Annotated in this window: 6 protein-coding genes and 1 pseudogene; all 7 read right to left on the bottom strand. The window is 75.9% G+C overall.

Features of this window, described 5'->3' with window-relative positions; genetic code table 11:
• Positions 1 to 27: 27 nt before the first annotated feature.
• The 7 genes and pseudogenes from Ae331Ps2_RS22645 to Ae331Ps2_RS22600 all read right to left on the bottom strand — a co-directional run bounded on the left by Ae331Ps2_RS22645 (position 28) and on the right by Ae331Ps2_RS22600 (position 17370).
• On the bottom strand, positions 28 to 714 hold the full coding sequence (locus Ae331Ps2_RS22645; RefSeq protein WP_075306636.1) for a formyltransferase family protein: 687 nt from the start codon (positions 712 to 714) through the stop codon (positions 28 to 30).
• Positions 711 to 2033: an MFS transporter gene (locus Ae331Ps2_RS22640; protein ID WP_075306637.1), complete on the bottom strand. Its 1323-nt coding sequence runs from the start codon at positions 2031 to 2033 to the stop codon at positions 711 to 713. The genes Ae331Ps2_RS22645 and Ae331Ps2_RS22640 overlap by 4 nt, the downstream gene beginning before the upstream one ends.
• A complete protein-coding gene (locus Ae331Ps2_RS33520) occupies positions 2033 to 9211 on the bottom strand; it encodes a non-ribosomal peptide synthetase (protein ID WP_254864921.1) in 7179 nt (2392 codons plus the stop codon). Before Ae331Ps2_RS33520 ends, Ae331Ps2_RS22640 begins: the two co-directional genes overlap by 1 nt.
• Positions 9187 to 13059, bottom strand: a pseudogene (locus Ae331Ps2_RS30650) (amino acid adenylation domain-containing protein); the annotation flags it as partial. The pseudogene Ae331Ps2_RS30650 and the gene Ae331Ps2_RS33520, both read right to left, overlap by 25 nt.
• A gap of 133 nt (positions 13060 to 13192) precedes the next feature.
• Positions 13193 to 16648, bottom strand: a complete 3456-nt coding sequence (locus Ae331Ps2_RS22610) for a non-ribosomal peptide synthetase (protein ID WP_075306640.1) — start codon at positions 16646 to 16648, stop codon at positions 13193 to 13195.
• A 35-nt stretch (positions 16649 to 16683) separates the two neighbouring features.
• A complete protein-coding gene (gene panD, locus Ae331Ps2_RS22605) occupies positions 16684 to 17091 on the bottom strand; it encodes an aspartate 1-decarboxylase (protein WP_043282205.1) in 408 nt (135 codons plus the stop codon).
• A 69-nt stretch (positions 17092 to 17160) separates the two neighbouring features.
• Entirely contained in the window at positions 17161 to 17370 is a 210-nt protein-coding gene (locus Ae331Ps2_RS22600) for an MbtH family protein (protein WP_075306641.1), read from the bottom strand.
• Between the last annotated feature and the right edge of the window lie 270 nt (positions 17371 to 17640).

The following is a 17640-nucleotide window of genomic DNA, read 5'->3' as shown; positions in this document are numbered from 1 at the left end:
CGTCGACGGGCAGGTGGGACGGCGGGCTCAGCGGCCCCAGGCCGTCGCGGCGTCGGGGTAGTAGTCGGCGAACATCCCCAGGTCGGTGGCCTGGTCGTAGCGGGGGTGGCCCCGCATCCCGGCGAGTGCGAGTCCCTCGGCGAGCCCGTAGTAGCCGGGTTCGCCCTCGGGCCGGCGGGCCGGTCCGGCGGTGCCGTCGACGACCGCGCCGAGGTTCTCGGTGAACGCCCGGTGCGCGGCCTCGACGAGGTCGGACAGCACGTCCTCCAGCACCGCGTCGGGGTCGATCGGGAACCGCGCCTCGGCCAGCACCGGGCCGGTGTCGATGCCGGCGTCGATCTCGTGCAGGGTCGCGGCGAAGCTGGTCTCGCCGTGCAGCACGGCGTAGGCAGCCGTCACCGGCGGGAGGCCGCGGTAGGACGGCAGCGGCCCTCCGTGCACGTTGAGCAGCCGCAGCCCCGAGGCCAGCACTTTCTCCCGGAACAGGAACGGGTTGTCGATCGACCACAGCAGGCCGTCGGTGCACCGCTCGGCGAGCTCGCCGGCGAGCGCGTCGAGGTCGGCGCCGCTGCGGACCTCGCGGGCGGCGCCTGGGTCGAACCCCGGCGGTGGGGTGGTGCGGGGCCCGTGGCAGACGAGGTCGACGGGGTGGCCGTCGGCCCGGGCGTGCCGCACGGCGCGCCACAGCAGGGCGCCGTCGCCGACGAAGATCATCGTTCCTCCTCGATGGATGCGCGGGTGACCCGGCGCAGCGGTCCGAGCAGCAGTCCGGTCGCGGCGGCGACCAGACCGGTGACGGTGTTGTAGAACCAGAGCGCGTCGCCGTCGCCGACGAGGCCGCCGACGAACCCGGCGACGACGGCGCCGATTGCGGCGCCGGTCATGGCCTGGGCGGCGAACAGGCTGTTCACCCGGCCCAGCAGGGCGTCGGGGGTGCGGAGCTGCAGCAGCGTGTAGCGCAGCACCTCCTCGATCGCGTTCGTCGCGCCGGCGGCGACCAGGGCGGCGAGGACCAGCGCAACGGTCGGTGCGGCGCCGGCCAGCGCGTAGCAGGCATAGCAGAGGACCATCAGGGCCAGCAGGAGCCGGCCGGGACGCGGGCTGCGCCGGACCCAGCCGCTGCCCAGCGAGCCGAGCACCACCCCGGGCGCGAGTGCCGAGTACATGAGGCCGACGACGGTGGACGAGCCGCCGAAGCGGGCCTCGACGAAGGCCGGGACCAGCACGAACGAGCCTCCGCCGACCATCCCGACGAGGCCGGCGACCATCACGCCGAACACCACCGGCTCGCGGACCGCGAACCGGGCACCGGAGCGCAGGGCGGCCAGCGGGCTCTCCACCGGTTCCTGCGGAGCGCCGTCCCCGCCGCCCGCGCCGGGCTGGTCGCCGTCGGGACCGTCGCCGTCCGGACCGGCCGAGGCGGCCGCGGTCGTCCGTCCCCGGCCCGGTGGCGGCGCGACCATGAGCAGCGCCCACGTCACGGCGGCGGCGAGTGCGCCGGCCGTGTAGTTCCAGGCGGCGGAGGCGACCGCGAACACGATGCCGCCGACGGCCGGGGCGACCACCGCGCCGAGGCGCAGCGACACGGTGTTCAACGCCCCGACCGCGTGCAGCTTGGCCCGGTCCACGATGGACGGGGTCACGGCGAGCATCGCGGTGATGCAGGTGGCGCCGGACAGCCCGTTCGCGGCGACCAGTGCGGCGGTCAACGGGGTCGACCCGATCCAGGCGGCGTTCACCGCGAGCCCGGCGAACGTCGTCCCGCTGATCAGCCAGGTGACGCGCACCAGGAGCCAGCGGTCGACCCGGTCGGCGAGGACCCCACCGCCGAGGTACCCGACGACGAACGCCACCGACTCGATCGCGGTCACCATCCCGACGACCGGGGTGGAGCCGGTGCGGCCGTAGACCTCCAGCGGCACGGTGACCGCGACGATCCCGACCCCGAACAGCAGGATGGTCCGGGCGACGAACAGGTTGCGGAACGTCCGGTCCTCGCGCAGCGGGCTGACGTCGACCAGCAGGGACGCCATCAGCCACGCACCGACCAGGTCATGAGGACCTCGGCCCAGCGCTGCGCGACCCGGTCGACCGTGCCGGCGTCGAGGACGCCGGTGGGGTGGCCGAAGGTCGTCTCCAGGACGGGGCCGTCGATGGTGTCGCGCAGCAGCACGTCGACGACGAGCGAGTGCCCGACCCGCACGCCGGGCGCGGGTCCGACCCGTACCGCGGTCTGCTCGGGGGCGAGCTCCCAGCCGCCGCTCGCGGTCCCGGCGGGCCGGGTGGTGCGACCGAGCCAGTTGAGCGCGACCTCCGCTCCCGGGCCGGTGACCCGGGGCGTGCCGTCGGCCGGGTACCGCAGCAGGCCCCAGCCCAGGCCGCGCCCGGGCGGTGCGGCGACGGCGTCGCGGGCCCTGGCGATCGCGGGGGCCGCGTCGGGTACCTCCGGACCGGGGGTGCCGCGCACTGGGACCGGGGCGAGCACGGTGAGGCAGCCCACCGTCCGGGCGAGGTCGATGTCGTCCCCGAGTTCCTCGGCGCGGCCGTGGTGTTCGAGGTCGACCAGCAGCGGGCCGTCCGGCGCGGTGACGGTGAGCGCCTCCCCGAGAACGGCGAGCAGCACCGCCTCGGCGCCGGCGCCGTGCCTCCCGGCGAGCGTGGTGACGACGTCCGGGCCGGTCACGACGGTCTGCCGGAGGTCGGCGTGGGTGTCCCGGTGGTCGCGGGGCCGCAGCGCCGGCAGCGGGGCCGACGAGGAGAGGGTCTCGGTCCAGAAGCCGGTCTCCGCGGTGACCTGTGGTCCGGCGCCGTGGGCGTGGAGCCGCGCGGCGAACGCGGCGAAGCCGGTGGCCTCCGGGGCCGGTTCGGTCCCGGTGCCGTGGGTCGCGATGTCCTCGGCGAGCACCCGCCAGGACGTGCCGTCCACGGCGAGGTGGTGCGCCACGACCGCGAGCCGTCCCGGCTCGGTGCCGCGGTCGAACCAGAGCAGCCGCAGCATCCCGCCGGGTCCCGCGTCGAGCTCGTCGCGGGCGGCGACGGTCGCCTCGGTGACGGCGCGGGTGAGTGCGTCGGCCCCGGCGGCCGGGTCGACGGGAACCCGCCGGACCAGCGCAGCCGGGTCGGCGTCGTGGCGCGGGAGGATCTGCAGGCCCGTCCAGCGCCCGTCCGCGTCGGTCTCCAGGGCCGAGTGCAGGACCGGGTGCCGGGTGACCAGGGCGTCGGCCAGCGCGGTGAGGTCGTCGGCGTCGAACCCGGCGGGGGTGGTGACCAGCACCGCCTGTGCCCGGCCGGCGACCGGGCCGCCCACGGATCCCAGCCAGGACAGGACCGGAGTGAGCGGCGCGGTGCCGGGCTCGTCGGCGGCCGGGGTGGCCGATGCCCCGGCACCGACCGTGCCGGCGGTACCGGCTGTGTCACCGCCCTCGCCCTCGCCGGCGTCGAGCGCCGCCGCGACCGCGGCGACCGTCCCGGCGACGAGCAGGTCCCGGACGCGCAGCTCGATGCCCTCGCGCCGGGCGGTGGCGGCGATGTCGATGGCGCCGAGGCTGTCGCCGCCGAGGCCGAAGAAGTCGTCGTCGATGCCGACCGTGTCCAGTCCGAGGACGGCGGCGACGATCGCGCACAGCCGCTGTTCGAGCGGGGTGCGGGGGGCGCGGGAGGCGCGGTGCGCGATCGGTTCGGGCTCGGGCAGCGCACCGGTGTCGAGCTTGCCGTTGACCGTCAGCGGCAGCGTGTCGACCACCGCCCACAGGGTGGGCACCATGTAGTCGGGCAGCACGCGGGCCACCGCGTCGCGGACCGTCTCCGGGTCGGGGTCGCCGACCAGGTAGGCCGCGAGCCGCTTCGTCGTCCCGGTCGTGCGGATGACGACGGCGGCCTGGTCGACCCCCTCCACCGCGCCCAGCGCGGTCTCGACCTCCGCCGGTTCCACCCGGTAGCCGCGGATCTTCACCTGGTCGTCGCTGCGGCCGAGGAAGTCGAGGTTCCCGTCGCCGCGGCGCCGCACCAGGTCACCGGTCCGGTACATCCGGCCACCCGGGGTCCACGGGTCGGCGACGAACCGCTCCGCCGTCGAGTCCGGCCGGTCCAGGTAGCCGCGGGCCAGACCGGTCCCGGCGATGTAGAGCTCACCGACGACGCCGTCGGGCACCGGCCGCAGCCAGCCGTCGAGGACGTAGGCGGTGGTGTTGGTGATGGCGGTGCCGACCGTGGAGGTGGCGCTGTCGGTGGTGCCCGCGCCGAGAGTGTTGATCGTGTACTCGGTCGGACCGTACAGGTTGTAGCCCCACGTCCCGTCGGTGTCGCGCAGCCGCGACCACACCGACTCCGGCACCGCCTCACCACCGAGCAGCACCAACGGCGGCACGTGCGGGCCGTCCAACAAGCCCGCGGCGAACAGGTGATGGGCGTAGGTCGGGGTCACGTTCACCACGTCCACCCGATGCTCACCGCAGTACTCCACGAGCCGCTCCGCATCACGACGCAGCTCCTCGTCGCACACATGCACCTCATGCCCCTCCACCAGCCAGAGCAGCTCCTCCCACGACATGTCGAACGCGAACGACACCGTGTGCGCAATCCGCAACACCCGACCACCCGCCGCCTCGATCGTCGGAGCGAAAATCTCCCGACGATGGTTGACCTGCATGTTCGTCAACCCACGGAACGGAGTCACCACACCCTTCGGCTTCCCCGTCGACCCCGACGTGAAGATCACATACGCGGGATGGTCCAGCCGACCCGGAGTGCCGGGCGCGAACGACCCCAGCTCCTCATCGGTCAGCGGCGTGTCCGGGACACCGTCGAACAGACCCGGCTCGTCCAGACACACCTGCGGCACGGACGGATCGAAACGGGCGGCGACGGTGGAATCGGTCACCAACAACGCCGCCCCCGACGCGGTAAGAATCTCCGCGAGCCGCTCGTCGGGATGGTCCAACTCCAACGGCACATAGGCCGCGCCGGCACGCAGCACCGCGAACAACGCGACGACGTTGGCCGTCGACCGCGGCAGACCCAGCGCCACGACGGTCTCGGGGCCGGCACCGCGGGCCCGCAGGACCCGCGCGGTGCGGGTGACCCGGGCGTCGAGCTCGGCGAAGGTCAGCCGGGACTCCCCCGCCACCAGGGCGGTGCGTTCCGGGCAGGTCGCGGCCCGCTCGGCGAGCAGCTCGGCGATGGTGGCGTCCGGGACCGGGGTGGCGGTCGCACCGGTGTCCACGGCGACGCCGAGGTCAACCGCGGCGAGCGGGGCGTCCGGCGCGGCGGTGAGGGCGTCGAGCACCGCGACGAAGCGGTCCATCAGCGACCGTGCGGTATCGGTGTCGACCGCCTCCGGACGGTGGTCGACGGTCAGCTCCATGTCGTCGAACGGGTTGACCGCGAACGACAGCGGGAAGTGGGAGTCGTCGAGGGTCTCGACGTCGGCCATCCCGTGCCGCTGCGCGGCCTCGGCGAACGCGTCCCAGGCGTTGCGCAGGGTGAACAGGGTGTCGAACAGCCGCGGACGGCCGGTGGCCTGCTGGATCTGCCCCAGCCCGAGGTACTCGTGCGCGACGAGGTCGGCGCGCTCGTCGGCGAGGCGGCGCAGCACGTCGGCGCCGGTGTCGGTGGGGGCGAGCCGGACCCGGACGGGGACGGTGTTGAGGAAGAGCCCGACGGAGTGCTCCACCCCGGCGATCTCGTCCGGTGCGACGGCCATCGGCGTGCCGAGCACGACGTCGTCGCCGCCGGTGGCATGGCCGAGCACGACGCCGAGCGCCGCGATCAGGACGGTGTTGACGGTGACCCCGTGCCCGGCGGCGACGGCCCGGACCCGGTCGGACAGCGGGACCCCGAGCCGGGTCCCGATCCGGGCCGAGGGTTCGGTGAAGGACCGCTGCTCCTCGCCCGCGACCAGGGTCGGGGCGGCGAGGTCGGCGTAGGCCCGCTCCCACACCTCGCGCGAGGTCTTCTCGTCCTGGTCGGCGGTCCAGCGCAGGTACGTGTCGTAGCCGGGCGCCGCCGGGGGCTCGCCACCGTCGTGCAGGGTGAGCAGGCGGTCGACGACGCGCATGGCCGACGCGCCGTCGAACAGCTGGAAGTGGTTGGTGAGCACCAGCCGGTCCCGGCCGTCGGGCAGGTGCACGAGGAGCAGGCGAAACAGCGGCGGCGCGTCGAGCGGGATGGGTCGCCCCCGCTCCTGCTCGGCGGCCTCGCGGGCACCGTCCACGGACGCCACGGACAGCTCCGGCACCGGCAGGTCGGGGAGGTGGTCCCGGACGACCTGGACCGGGCGGCCGCGGTCGTCGGTGGTGAACCCCACCCGCAGCAGCGGCGTGGCCGCGACCAGCCGGGCCAGCGCGTCCCGGAGCCGCTCGCGGTCCAGGGTGCGGTTCAGGGTGAACACGGTCTGCAGGATGTAGACGCCGCTGCCGGCCGTGTCACCGCCGGTGCCCTCGGCGGCGTCGTAGACGGACTGGAAGTAGAGGCCCTCCTGCAGCGGGGACATCGGCCAGACGTCGGTGGCGGTGCCGCCGACCCGCTCGCCGAGCGCGGCGACGTCGGCCGGGCCGAGCCCGAGCAGGTCGCGCAGCAGCCGGGTGTCGGTGCGGACCGTCTGCGGTGCCGTGCCCGCGACGCGGGCCATCCCGGCCGGGGTCCGGTGGGCGAACACGTGCGAGGTGCGGACGTCGAGTCCGGCCTCGCGCGCGGCCCGCACGACCCGGGTGGCGAGGATGCTGTCGCCGCCGAGGGTGAAGAAGTCGTCGTCCGGGCCGACCCGGGCAGCGCCGAGGACCTTCGCGAACGCGGCGCACAGGGTCCGCTCGACGTCGTCGGCGGGCTCGCGGTCCGCGGTGACGGGGCCCCCGCCGAAGTCGGGCTCCGGCAGGGCGCGGCGGTCGAGCTTGCCGTTGACGGTCAACGGCAGCCGCTCCAGCACGACGATCGCGGCCGGGACCATGTACCCGGGCAGGACGGCGCCCAGGGCGGTGCGCACGGCGGCGGGGTCGGCCGTGGTGCCGGGGGTCGGCACGACGTAGCCGACGAGCCGCCGGTCGGCGGCGTCGGTGCCGGTGTGCACCCGGGTGACCGCCTGCGCGATCCCCGGCAGCGTGAGCAGGCCGGCGTCGACCTCCCCCAGCTCGACCCGGTACCCGCGGATCTTCACCTGTTCGTCGGCGCGGCCGGCGAACTCCAGCTCCCCGGCCCGGTCGAACCGGGCGAGGTCACCGGACCGGTAGAGCCGGGTGCCGGGTGGGCCGTCGGGGTCGGCCACGAACCGGACGGCGGTGAGGTCGGGGCGGTCGGCGTAGCCCTGGGCCAGCTGGGCTCCGGCGACGTGGATCTCTCCGACGACGCCCTGCGGGACCGGTCGCAGCCGCCGGTCCAGCAGCCGTACCTCCAGCCCGGCCAGTGGGCCACCGACCGGGCTGACCGGCCGGTCGAGGTCGGCGGGGCCGATCTCACGGTAGGTGGTGTGCACCGTGGTCTCGGTGATGCCGTAGAGGTTGGCCAGCACCGGGGCGCCGGGGGCGTGCCGGGCGCACCAGTCCCGCAGCAGCCGCGGCTCCAGTGCCTCCCCGGCGAACACCACGTAGCGCAGGGTCTCGGCCGCCGCGCCGCCGGTGGGCTCGGCGAGGGCCAGGGGGCCGAACGCCGAGGGCGTCTGGCTGAGCACGCTGACCCGCTCGGCCGCGATCAGTGCCCAGAGGCGCTCCGGGTCACGTGCGGTGTCGCCGTCGACGACCACGACCGTCGCGCCGGTCGCGACCGCGCCCCACAGCTCGAACACCGACACGTCGAAGGCGATCGAGTGGACCAGGGAGAACACGTCGTCGGCGGTGACGTCCATGGTGCCGCCGGGTGCCACGGTCGCCGCCAGCAGCGACAGCACCGCACGGTGCGGGACCTCGACGCCCTTGGGCCGGCCGGTGGACCCGGAGGTGTAGACGATGTACGCCGGCTGCGCTGCGGGGACGGCGACGGGCTCGGGCAGCGGTGCGACGTCCGCCGGGAGCGCGTCGACTGCGACCACGCGCGGGCCGAGACCGGTCACGCTCTGCGGGGTCGTGGCGACGGCCAGCAGGCTGTGCGGCCGGGCGTCGCCGACGATGAGCGCGAGGCGACCGGCCGGGGAGTCGACGTCCAGCGGGACCGCGGTGGCCCCGGCGAGGGCGACGGCGAGCACCGCGACGACCATGTCGGCGCCGCGCGGGACGCCGACGGCCACCCGGTCCCCCGGGCGGACCCCGTCGGCGACGAGCACGGCGGCCAGCCGCCCGGCGCGGTCGCCGAGCTCGCCCCAGGTCAGCCGCTCCGCCCCGGCGACCAGCGCGGGGCCCTCGGGCCGGGCCGCGACGGTCGCGGCGAACAGTGCCGCGAGGGTGGCGGGGAGGGTCCCGGGGAGCCGATCGGTGCCGGTCGGCGCCGGAGCGGGTGCCGGGGCCGGCGGGTCGAGCCGCAGCTGGGAGAGCCGGGTGCCGGGCGCCGAGGCGACCAGGTCCAGCAGACGCTCCAGCCGCGCGAGCACCGCCTCGATGGTCGTGGCGTCGTAGAGCTCGGTGGCGTACTCGACGATCACGCCCAGCCGCGGGTCGCCGGTCTCGGTGACGGACTCGTGGAAGGCGAAGGTCGCGTCGAACTTCGCCGAGCCGGTGCCGGTGCGCCGGGCCGTGGTGACGGCGCCGTCCAGGTCGAGCTCGCTGCGGTCGGGGTCGGTACGCAGGTAGAGCAGCTCCACCTGGAACAGGGGCGAGGCCGCGCCCCGCTCCGGGCCGATCCGGTCGACGACGCGGTCGAAGGGGACGTCGGCGTGCTCCATCGCGGCCAGGTCCGCGGTGCGGGCCCGGTCCAGGACCTCGGCCAGGGTCGGGTCACCGTGCAGGTCCAGCCGCAGCGCCAGGGTGGTCAGCGCGAACCCGACGACGTCCTCGGCCCCCGCGTGCCGCCGCGCCGAGACCGGGGTGCCGACCACGACGGCGTCCCCGGCGTCGTCGCCGGGGTCGCGGTCGGCGTCGGCGTGCGCCTCCAGCAGGACGGCCAGTGCGGCGTGCAGCAGCATGAACATGCTGGTCCCGTGCCGCTGGGCGGCGACGCCGAGCGCCGCGGCCAGCTCGGGGCCGAACTCGGAGCGGACCTCGGCGCCGTTCCCGCCGGGCGTCGCGGGCCGGGGCCGGTCGGGGGGGGGAGCGTGGTGACCGGCGGCGCGCCGGTCAGCCGGTCGGCCCAGAACTCCAGCTGGCGCCGTGCGCGGTCGGTCGGCTCCTGCGGGGTCCCGACGAGCGCGGCCTGCCAGGCGGCGACGTCGCCGAAGCGCAGCGGCGGTGCGGGCAGGGCGGGGGCGCGCCCGGCGCGGCGGGCGGCGTAGGCGGTGCCGAGGTCGGCGAGCAGGACCCGCAGGGACCACTCGTCGACGGCGATGTGGTGGCAGACGAGCCCGATGCGGTGGCGGTCGTCGGCGGTGCGGGCGATCTCGGCGCGGACCGGGGCCTCGCGCTCCAGGTCGAAGCGGTGCCCGACGAGCGCGGCGAGCGTCGCGGCGGCGCCCGCCTCGTCCGAGGCTCCGGTCCCGACGTGCACCGGCAGCTCACCGGGCGGATGGACGTCCACGGTGACCGTGCCGTCGGCGGTCTCGCCGTAGGTGGTGCGCAGCACCTCGTGACGGGCGACGACGTCGTGCAGCGCGGCACGGAACGCCTCGGGGTCGAACGGGCCGGTGACGGTCCACTCGCGGGGGACGTTGTAGGCCGCGCCGGGGCCCTGCATCCGGTACAGCGTCCACATCGGATGCTGGGCGGGGGCGAGGACCGCGGGTGCGGTGTCCGGGCGGCGGACCGGGCCGTCGGCGGCAGCCGGGTCCCGGTCGTCGGTACCGGCGGGGGCGTGGTCCGCGACCAGCGCGGCGAGTCCGGCGACGGTCGGGCGGGCGAAGACGTCCGGGACCGTGACCGGGGCGCCGAGCCGTGCCCGCACCCGGTTGGCCAGCCGCAGCGCGGACAGCGAGTGCCCGCCGAGGACGAAGAAGTCGTCGTCGACGCCGACCCCGGTGCGGTCGAGGAGCTGTTCGAACAGTGCGCACAGTGCGCGCTCGCGGTCGTCCCGGGGCGGGCGCGAGCCACCGTGGACGCGGTCGGGCACCGGCAGCGCACGCGTGTCGATCTTGCCGCCGGGGGTGCGCGGCAGCTCCGGGAGCACGACGACCGTGGCCGGCACGAACTGCGACGGCAGCCGCTGCGCGACGGCCGTGCGCAGGTCCTCCCCCACGAGCTCGGCGGTGTCGTCGGCGGGGACGACGTAGGCGACCAGGGACGGTCCGTCGCCGACCGTGCGGGCGACGACCACGGCCGCGCGCACACCCGGCTGTGCGACCAGGGCGGCCTCCACCTCGCCGGGTTCGACCCGCACGCCGCGCACGGTGACCTGGTCGTCGGCGCGGCCGAGCAGCTCGAACCGGCCGTCGGGCAGGCGCCGGGCGAGGTCACCGGTGCGGTAGAGGCGGGCGCCGGGCACGGCCGGGTCGGCGACGAACCGGGCGGCGGTCTCGGCCGGCCAGCCGGCGTAGCCGCGGGCCACCTGCTCGCCGCCGACGTACAGCTCGCCGACGACGCCGTCGGGTACCGGGGCCAGGAACCGGTCGAGCAGCGCGACGGTGCTGCCGGGCACCACCCGCCCGGCCGTGACGCGCTCGTCGCCGTCGACCTCTCCGGCGAGCACGTCGCCGTCGACCTCGGAGGATCCGTAGGAGTTCACGACGACCGAGCCGGGCGCCCACGCGCGCGCGGCCGCGACGGCGGTGGCGGTCAGCGGCTCGCCGGAGCAGATCCAGCGGCGCACCGCGACCGGGCCGGGGGTCTCGGCGAGCACGGACACCAGCGACGGGACGGCGGTGACCTGCGCGACCGGCTCGGTGCGCAGCAGCCGGGCCAGTGCCTCCGGCTCCGTCGCGGTGGCGTCGTCGGCGACCAGCACCCGCGCCCCACCGGCCAGCGCGGCGAGCAGTTCAGTGACCCCGTCGATGAAGGCGATCGAGCTCTTGGCGACCCGGACGTCACCGGGCTCGACCGGCCAGGCCCGGCCCGCCCAGTCCAGCCGCCGGGCCAGGCCGCGGTGGGTGCCGAGGACGCCCTTGGGCACGCCGGTCGATCCGGAGGTGTAGACGAGGTGGGCGGCCTGCTCGGGGCGCGGCCGGTCGAACGGCCGGTCCGGGGCCGGGCCCGTCGCCAGGTCCGCGACGCTCGCCGTGGCCGCACCGGTCGCGACGGCGGCACCGTCGGTGATCACCAGGGCGGGCGCGGAGTCGGTGAGCACGTGCCGGATCCGTGCGGCCGGGTAGCCGGGATCCACCGGTACGAGGGCCGCGCCGGCGCGCAGGACGCCGAGCACGGCGGCGACCAGGCCGGTGGTGCGGGGCAGCAGCACGGCGACCCGGTCCTCCGGCCCGATGCCGCGCGCACGCAGCGCGGCGGCGACGCGGTCGGCGGTGTCGTCGAGCTCGGCGACGGTGACCTCCACCGGAGCCTTCCCGGGGCCGGGCGCGGCGACCAGGGCCACCTCGTCGGCGCGGTCGGCGACGCCCGGGCCGAGCGCGTCGGCCGGGTTCCAGCGTGGCCCGCCGTCGGTGGCGGTGACCGACCGGTGCACCGGGCGGGTGGTGAAGATGTCGGCGAGCCGGCGGTCCGGGTCGTCCCCGGCGTCCTCGAGCAGTGCCTCGAGGTCGGCCAGCAGGGTGGACACGGCGTCCGCGGTGAGGTGCGCCGCGGCGTAGGTGGCCTCGACGTCGAAGCCGTCGTCGGTGAGGAACACCTCCAGCGCCAGCGGGTGCTGGGCGGTGCCGTTGTCGGTGCGCAGCCAGCTCGTGGTGGCACCGGGCAGCTGCGGGCCGTCCAGCTTCTGGGTGAGGAACAGCAGCTGGGCCTCGAACAGCGAACGGTCCTGTCCCGACGCCGACGGGTTCAGCTGCTCGACGAGCCGGTCGTAGGGGAAGCCCTGGTGGGCGAACCCGTCGGCCGCGACGCCCGCGACCCGGCCGGTGAGCGACCGGACGGTGTCGTCGGACCGCACCTGCGAGCGCAGTACGACCAGGTTGCCGAAGTTGCCGACGAGCTCGGTGACCCCGCCCTCCTCGCGGTTGACCACGGCGGTGCCGACGGCGACGTCGCCGGTGCCGGCGAACCGGCTCAGCACGGCGCTGTAGCAGGCGAGGACCACCGTGTACGGCGTCGTGCCCAGCTGCGCGGACAGCTCCCGGACCGCGCGGGCGGCGGCCGGGGAGAAGCGCCGGTCGACCCGTCCGCCCGTCTCGACGCCGGCCGTGGGGTCCTCGGCCGGCAGCCGGTCGAACAGCGCGGGGACCGGTTCGGCGAGCCGCTGCCGCCAGAACGCGGCGTCGGCGTCGTGGCCGCTCCCCTGCCCGGCAGCGGCCCACGCCCGCTGTTCGGCATCGGCGAAGTCCGCGACCTGGCGCTGCGGTGGGGTCGTGGTCACCGCCCCGTCCAGGGCCTGCCGGTAGGCGCGCTCCAGGTCGCGGGAGATCACGGCGAAGGTGAGGCCGTCCCAGGCGATGTGGTGGACCTGCAGCAACACCGTCGTGCGTGCCGGGCCCTCCCGGAGCACCGCCACCCGCAGCGCGGAGTCCGCGGCGAGGTCGTAGGGCCGCGACGCCCGCTCGCGGGCCAGCTCGCGGACCCGGGCACGACGCGCGTCGGCGTCGGCCCCGGGCGCGTCGAGGACCTCCCAGGGGTAGTCGAGCGAGTCGTGCACCCGCTGGAACGGGTCGCCGTCGTCGCCCGCGTGATAGGTGGTGCGCAGCACCTCGTGCCGGGCCACCAGCGCGTCGAAGGCCGCCCGCAGGGCCGCCACGTCGAGGTCGCCGTCGACGGTCAGCTCGATGCACAGGTTGAACGCGGTGCTGCCCGGCACGATCTGGTGGTGCAGCCACATCCGTCGCTGCGCGAACGACAGCGGGAACTCGGTCCGACCGGCCCGGCGCGGCGCGGCGCCGGGGTCGCTGCGGCGCAGGCCGGACTCGGCCAGGCGCCGGGCGATCAGGGCGCGCTTGCGCTCGTCGAGACTGGTCATGGTGGTGGCCTCCGGTGTCCCGGGCGGGACGGATGGGTGCGGTCGTTCGGGTGCGGTCGGTTCGGGTGCCGCAGTTCGGGTGCCACGGTCCGGGCGCTGCGCGGCGGCGGGGCTCAGCCGTGCGGAGGACCGCTCACCGGTCGGCCAGCGCCCGGTCGACCTCGTCCTCGGCGAGCGACTCGATCTCGTCGACGACCTCGGCGACGGCGTCGAGACGTTCGGGCTCCTGCGCGCGCAGGGCCCGGCACAGCTCGCGGACCGTCGGGTGGGCGAAGACCGTGCGTGCGGAGACGGCGTCGGTGTCGAGCAGCTCCCGCAGCTGGGAGACGATCACCGTGACCAGGACCGAGTCCCCGCCGAGGGCGAACAGCGGGGTCTCGACGCCCACCGGGCCGTCGTGCTCGAGCACCTGCGCCCACACCCGGGCCACCACCCGTTCCAGGGCGGAGTCGGGCTCGACCCGGTCGCCGCCGTCGGCCACCCGCTCGGCGACGGCGGCCCGCACGGCCCGGCGGTCGATCTTGCCGTTCGCGGTCAGCGGCATCCGGTCCAGCGCGACGACCGCCCGCGGGACCATGTGCGGCGGCAGCGCGTCCGGGAGCGCGGCCGCGACGGTGTCGGGGTCGGCGGTGCCGTGCACGGCGACCGCGAGCACCGCGTCGCCGACGACGACGGCGACCGCGCGGGCCACCCCGTCGACGGCGGCGGTGGCGGCCTCGACCTCCCCCAGCTCGACCCGGAAACCGTTGAGCTTGACCTGGTCGTCGCGACGGCCGAGGAACTCGACGGTGCCGTCGGATCGGTAGCGGGCGAGGTCCCCGGTGCGGTACCAGCGGCGCCCGTCGAGCGTCAGGAAGCGGTCCGCGGTGCGGTCCGGGTCGCCGCGGTAGCCGTGCGCCACCCCGGCGCCGCCGATCCACAGTTCGCCGGGAACGTGGTCGGGTGCGTCGCGGCCGAGGTGGTCGACGACGCGCAGCGCGACCCCGTCGAGCGGGGTGCCGTAGGGAACGCACCGCCAGTCCGGGTCGACGGCACCGGGGCCGTCGCCGACCTCGGTGACGGTGGAGTGGATCGCGGTCTCGGTCGTGCCGCCGAGCCCGGCGAAGCCGCAGCCGGGCACCCGCTCGCGCAGCCGGCCCGGCAGGTCGGTGCCCACCCGGTCGCCGCCGAGCAGGACCTGGCGCAGGGTGTCGCCGAGGTCGTGCCCGGTGGCCAGCAGCGCGTCGAGCAGCGCCGGCACGCAGTTGAGGATCGTGACGCCGTGCTCGCGGATCGCGCGCGCCCAGTGGTCGGGGTCGCGCTGGGCGCCCTCGGGCACGACGACGGCGGCACCGCCGGTGCCGAGCACCACGAACAGGTCGAACACCGACAGGTCGAAGTCGAGTGCGGAGACCGTGAGCGTCCGGTCGCCGCTCCCGATCCGGTAGCGGCGGACGAGGTCGTCGAGGGTGGCGACGGCGGCGCGGTGCGGGACCTCGACTCCCTTGGGCTCGCCGGTGGAGCCGGAGGTGAACAGCAGGTAGGCGGCCTGTTCCGGGTCCGGGCCGGCCGCCTCGGGCAGCGGCGAGTGGGCCATGAGCTCGGTGAGCGTCACCCGGTCCTCCCCCGGCTCGGCGGTGATCGCCCACCGGTGCCCGGACACCGCCCGGATCCGCTCGACCCTGGCGGGGGGCTGCTCCACGCCCAGCGGCACGTAGGTGCCGCCCGCGGCGAGCACACCGAGCACCGCGACGACCTGCTCCGGTCCGCGCGGCAGCGTCACCGCGACCGGCTCGCCCGGCGCGACCCCGCGCTCGCGCAGCCCGGCCGCGACCCGCAGTGCCCGGTCGGCCAGCTCGGCGTGGCCCAGCACCCCGGAGTCGGCGACGACGGCGGGGGCGTCCCCGCTGGCGACGGCGCTGGCGAAGAAGTCGTGGTGCAGCGGTCGCGCCGGCGGCAGCTCGGCGGTGGTGTTGACGCGCTCCCGCACGGCGAGCTGGTCGGCGGGCAGCAGCGCCGGGACGGGCACGGACCAGGTCCGCTCCTCGCCCAGACCGCGCACGAGCCGGCTGAACGCGGCGAACATGGCCTCGCCGACGCCGTCGGGCAGCAGGTCGGCGCGGACGTCCCAGTTGACCAGGATCTGCCCGCCGACCTCGGTGATCTGCGCGTCGAGCAGGACCTGCGGCCCCTGCGAGATCATCCACACCGGGTCGCCGAACAGCGCCCGCGCCTGCTCGTCGAACAGCTCGCCGAGGTTCAGCCCGCTGGTGAAGACCACCGGTGCGAGTACCTGCTCGCCCGCGCGGCGGCCGAGCTCGCGCAGCACCTCCACACCGGAGAAGGCGGCGTGCTCGGCGTCGGAGTGCAGCCGGTGCTGGACGGCCCGTGCCCGTTCCAGGAACGTCGCGGGCGTGGTCAGGTCGACCTCGAGCAGGACCGAGCCGGTGAAGTCACCGACGACCCGGTCGATCTCGGGGTGCACCGGGTCGCGGTCGAACAGCGGGACGTTCACCACGAACCGTGGCTGCGCGCTCCACGCGCCGATCACCTCGGCGTAGGCGGTGGCGATGACGGCGGCCGCGGTCAGACCGTGGCGGCGGCACGCGGCGAAGACCGCGTCCCGCTCGTCGCCGGCCAGGGTGAACGCGAGCCGCTGGGCGCGCGGCCGACCGGTGCCGTGTTCCACCACGGGCAGCTCGGGCGCCCCGGGCAGGTCGGCGGCCCGGGTCTCCCAGTAGGCACGGGCGGCGTCGGACACCGCCCGGCGTGCAGCCGGCCTGGCCTGCAGGTACTCCCGGTAGGTGACGCCGATCGGTTCGGTCTCGGGCGCGTCGAGGCGGTGGGCGTAGCAGTGGGCCAGGTCGGCGAGCAGCACCCGGAAGCTGACGGCGTCCGCGGCGACCATGTCGACGTCGACGTGCAGCCGGGCTCCGTCGGGCAGCAGGCTCACCGCGACCCGGAAGACCTCGCCCCGCTCGATCGCGAGCATCTCGTGCGACATCGCGTCCCGGGTCGCGGCCAGCCGCTGCTCGCGCTCGGTGTCGGACACCGCACGCAGGTCGTGCACGACGGGCGTGCCCTGGCCGTCGGCGGGCAGGATCTCCTGGCGGCCGTTGTCGGTGATGCGGGCGCGCAGCATCGGGTGCCGGTCGACGAGCCGGCGCACGGCCGCGGCCAGCCGGTCGGGGTCGAGACCGGGCCCGTCGAACTCCAGGTACAGGTGCGGGGCCACCCCGCCCAGGGGCTGGGCCGGGTCGCGGCCGGCCCAGTACGCGTGCTGGAGCAGGGCCAGCCCGAACTCGGCGGACTCGTCGGTCGCGGCGGGCCGGCCCGCGTCGGTGGGCTGCTCGTCGGTGCCGTCCGTCGCCGGGGCGGCGTCGGGACGGCGGGCCAGGAGCGCGGCCCACGCCGCGACGGTCGGGCGGGCGGCGAGGTCGCCGAACCCCACGTCGAGCCCCTCGTCGCGCCAGCGCGAGACCAGGCGCATGAGCGCGATGGACTGCAGGCCGAGCTCGAACAGGTCGTCGTCGTCGCCGACGTCCGCGGGCTCCTCGTCGACCAGGTCGGCGATCAGCTCACGGAGTTCGTCGGTGGACACGGGGCTCATCGGGGTGGTTCCTCCTGCGCGGTGGTTGCGGACGCTCAGCGACCGGCGAACTGGTCGAGGGCTCCGGGCACCGGAGCGGCGGGGTCGGTGTCGAGCTCGACGATCCGGTTGTGGGCGTCGACGTGGACGACCCGCGGCACGTGGTCGGCGACAGCGGACTGCGGGACCTGCTGGTAGGCGACGATGATCGTGAGGTCGCCGGGGTGCACGAGGTGTGCCGCGGCCCCGTTGACACCGATCACGCCGGTACCGCGCTCACCGGTGATGACGTAGGTCTCGAGGCGGTTGCCGTTGTCGATGTCGAGGACCTGGACCTTCTCGCCCTCGACCAGCCCGGCCGCGTCCATGAGGTCCTCGTCGACGGTGAGCGAACCGACGTAGTGCAGGTCGGCCTGGGTGACCGTGGCGCGGTGGATCTTGCCGCTGAGCAGCGTGCGGTACACCTGCGGGACGACATCGGCGACGCCGGACATGGGGGTTCCTTCCGTTTCGGGGGTGAGGGGTGGAGCGGGTCAGCCGGTGCGGTCGGCCAGGCTGCGCGGTCGCAGGTCGGTCCAGTGCTGCTCGACGTGCGCGAGGCAGGACGCGCGGTCGGCCGGACCGTGCGTGACCTGCCAGCCCGCGGGGACGGCGGCGAACCCGGGCCACAGGGAGTACTGACCCTCGTCGTTGACCAGGGCGTAGAACGTCCCGGTCTCGTCGTCGAACGGGTTGACGGACATGGCTGTCTCCTCTGTCGTCGGTCGGGTCGGATCAGCGCGCGGCGCGACCGGCGGGACACGGGCCGGACCGCTCGGTGCCGCCGGACACCGGCCGCTCGAGCTGGTCGTGGCCGTCCCGGGTCGACGGTCGAGGGCTGCGGGTCCCACGGAGAGCGACCGGGCTCCCGAGGCTCGCGCTCCCCGTCGTGGTGCCCTCGGTGAGCCTGCCGTGGTGCCGCCCGACCGCGCTCCGACACTCGGCGAGGCAGCCGGTCGTCCGACCGCCACCGC

The sequence above is a fragment of the Pseudonocardia sp. Ae331_Ps2 genome, assembly GCF_001932405.1.
Taxonomy (GTDB): Bacteria; Actinomycetota; Actinomycetes; order Mycobacteriales; family Pseudonocardiaceae; genus Pseudonocardia.
This window is presented reverse-complemented; position numbering and strand designations above follow the sequence as displayed.

Coding starts and splice junctions, on each gene's coding strand:
- Ae331Ps2_RS22610 (WP_075306640.1), bottom strand. CDS start 16,648: ATGAGCCCCGTGTCCACCGACGAACTCCGTGAGCTGATCGCCGACCTG.
- Ae331Ps2_RS22640 (WP_075306637.1), bottom strand. CDS start 2,033: ATGGCGTCCCTGCTGGTCGACGTCAGCCCGCTGCGCGAGGACCGGACG.
- Ae331Ps2_RS22645 (WP_075306636.1), bottom strand. CDS start 714: ATGATCTTCGTCGGCGACGGCGCCCTGCTGTGGCGCGCCGTGCGGCAC.
- Ae331Ps2_RS22600 (WP_075306641.1), bottom strand. CDS start 17,370: ATGTCCGTCAACCCGTTCGACGACGAGACCGGGACGTTCTACGCCCTG.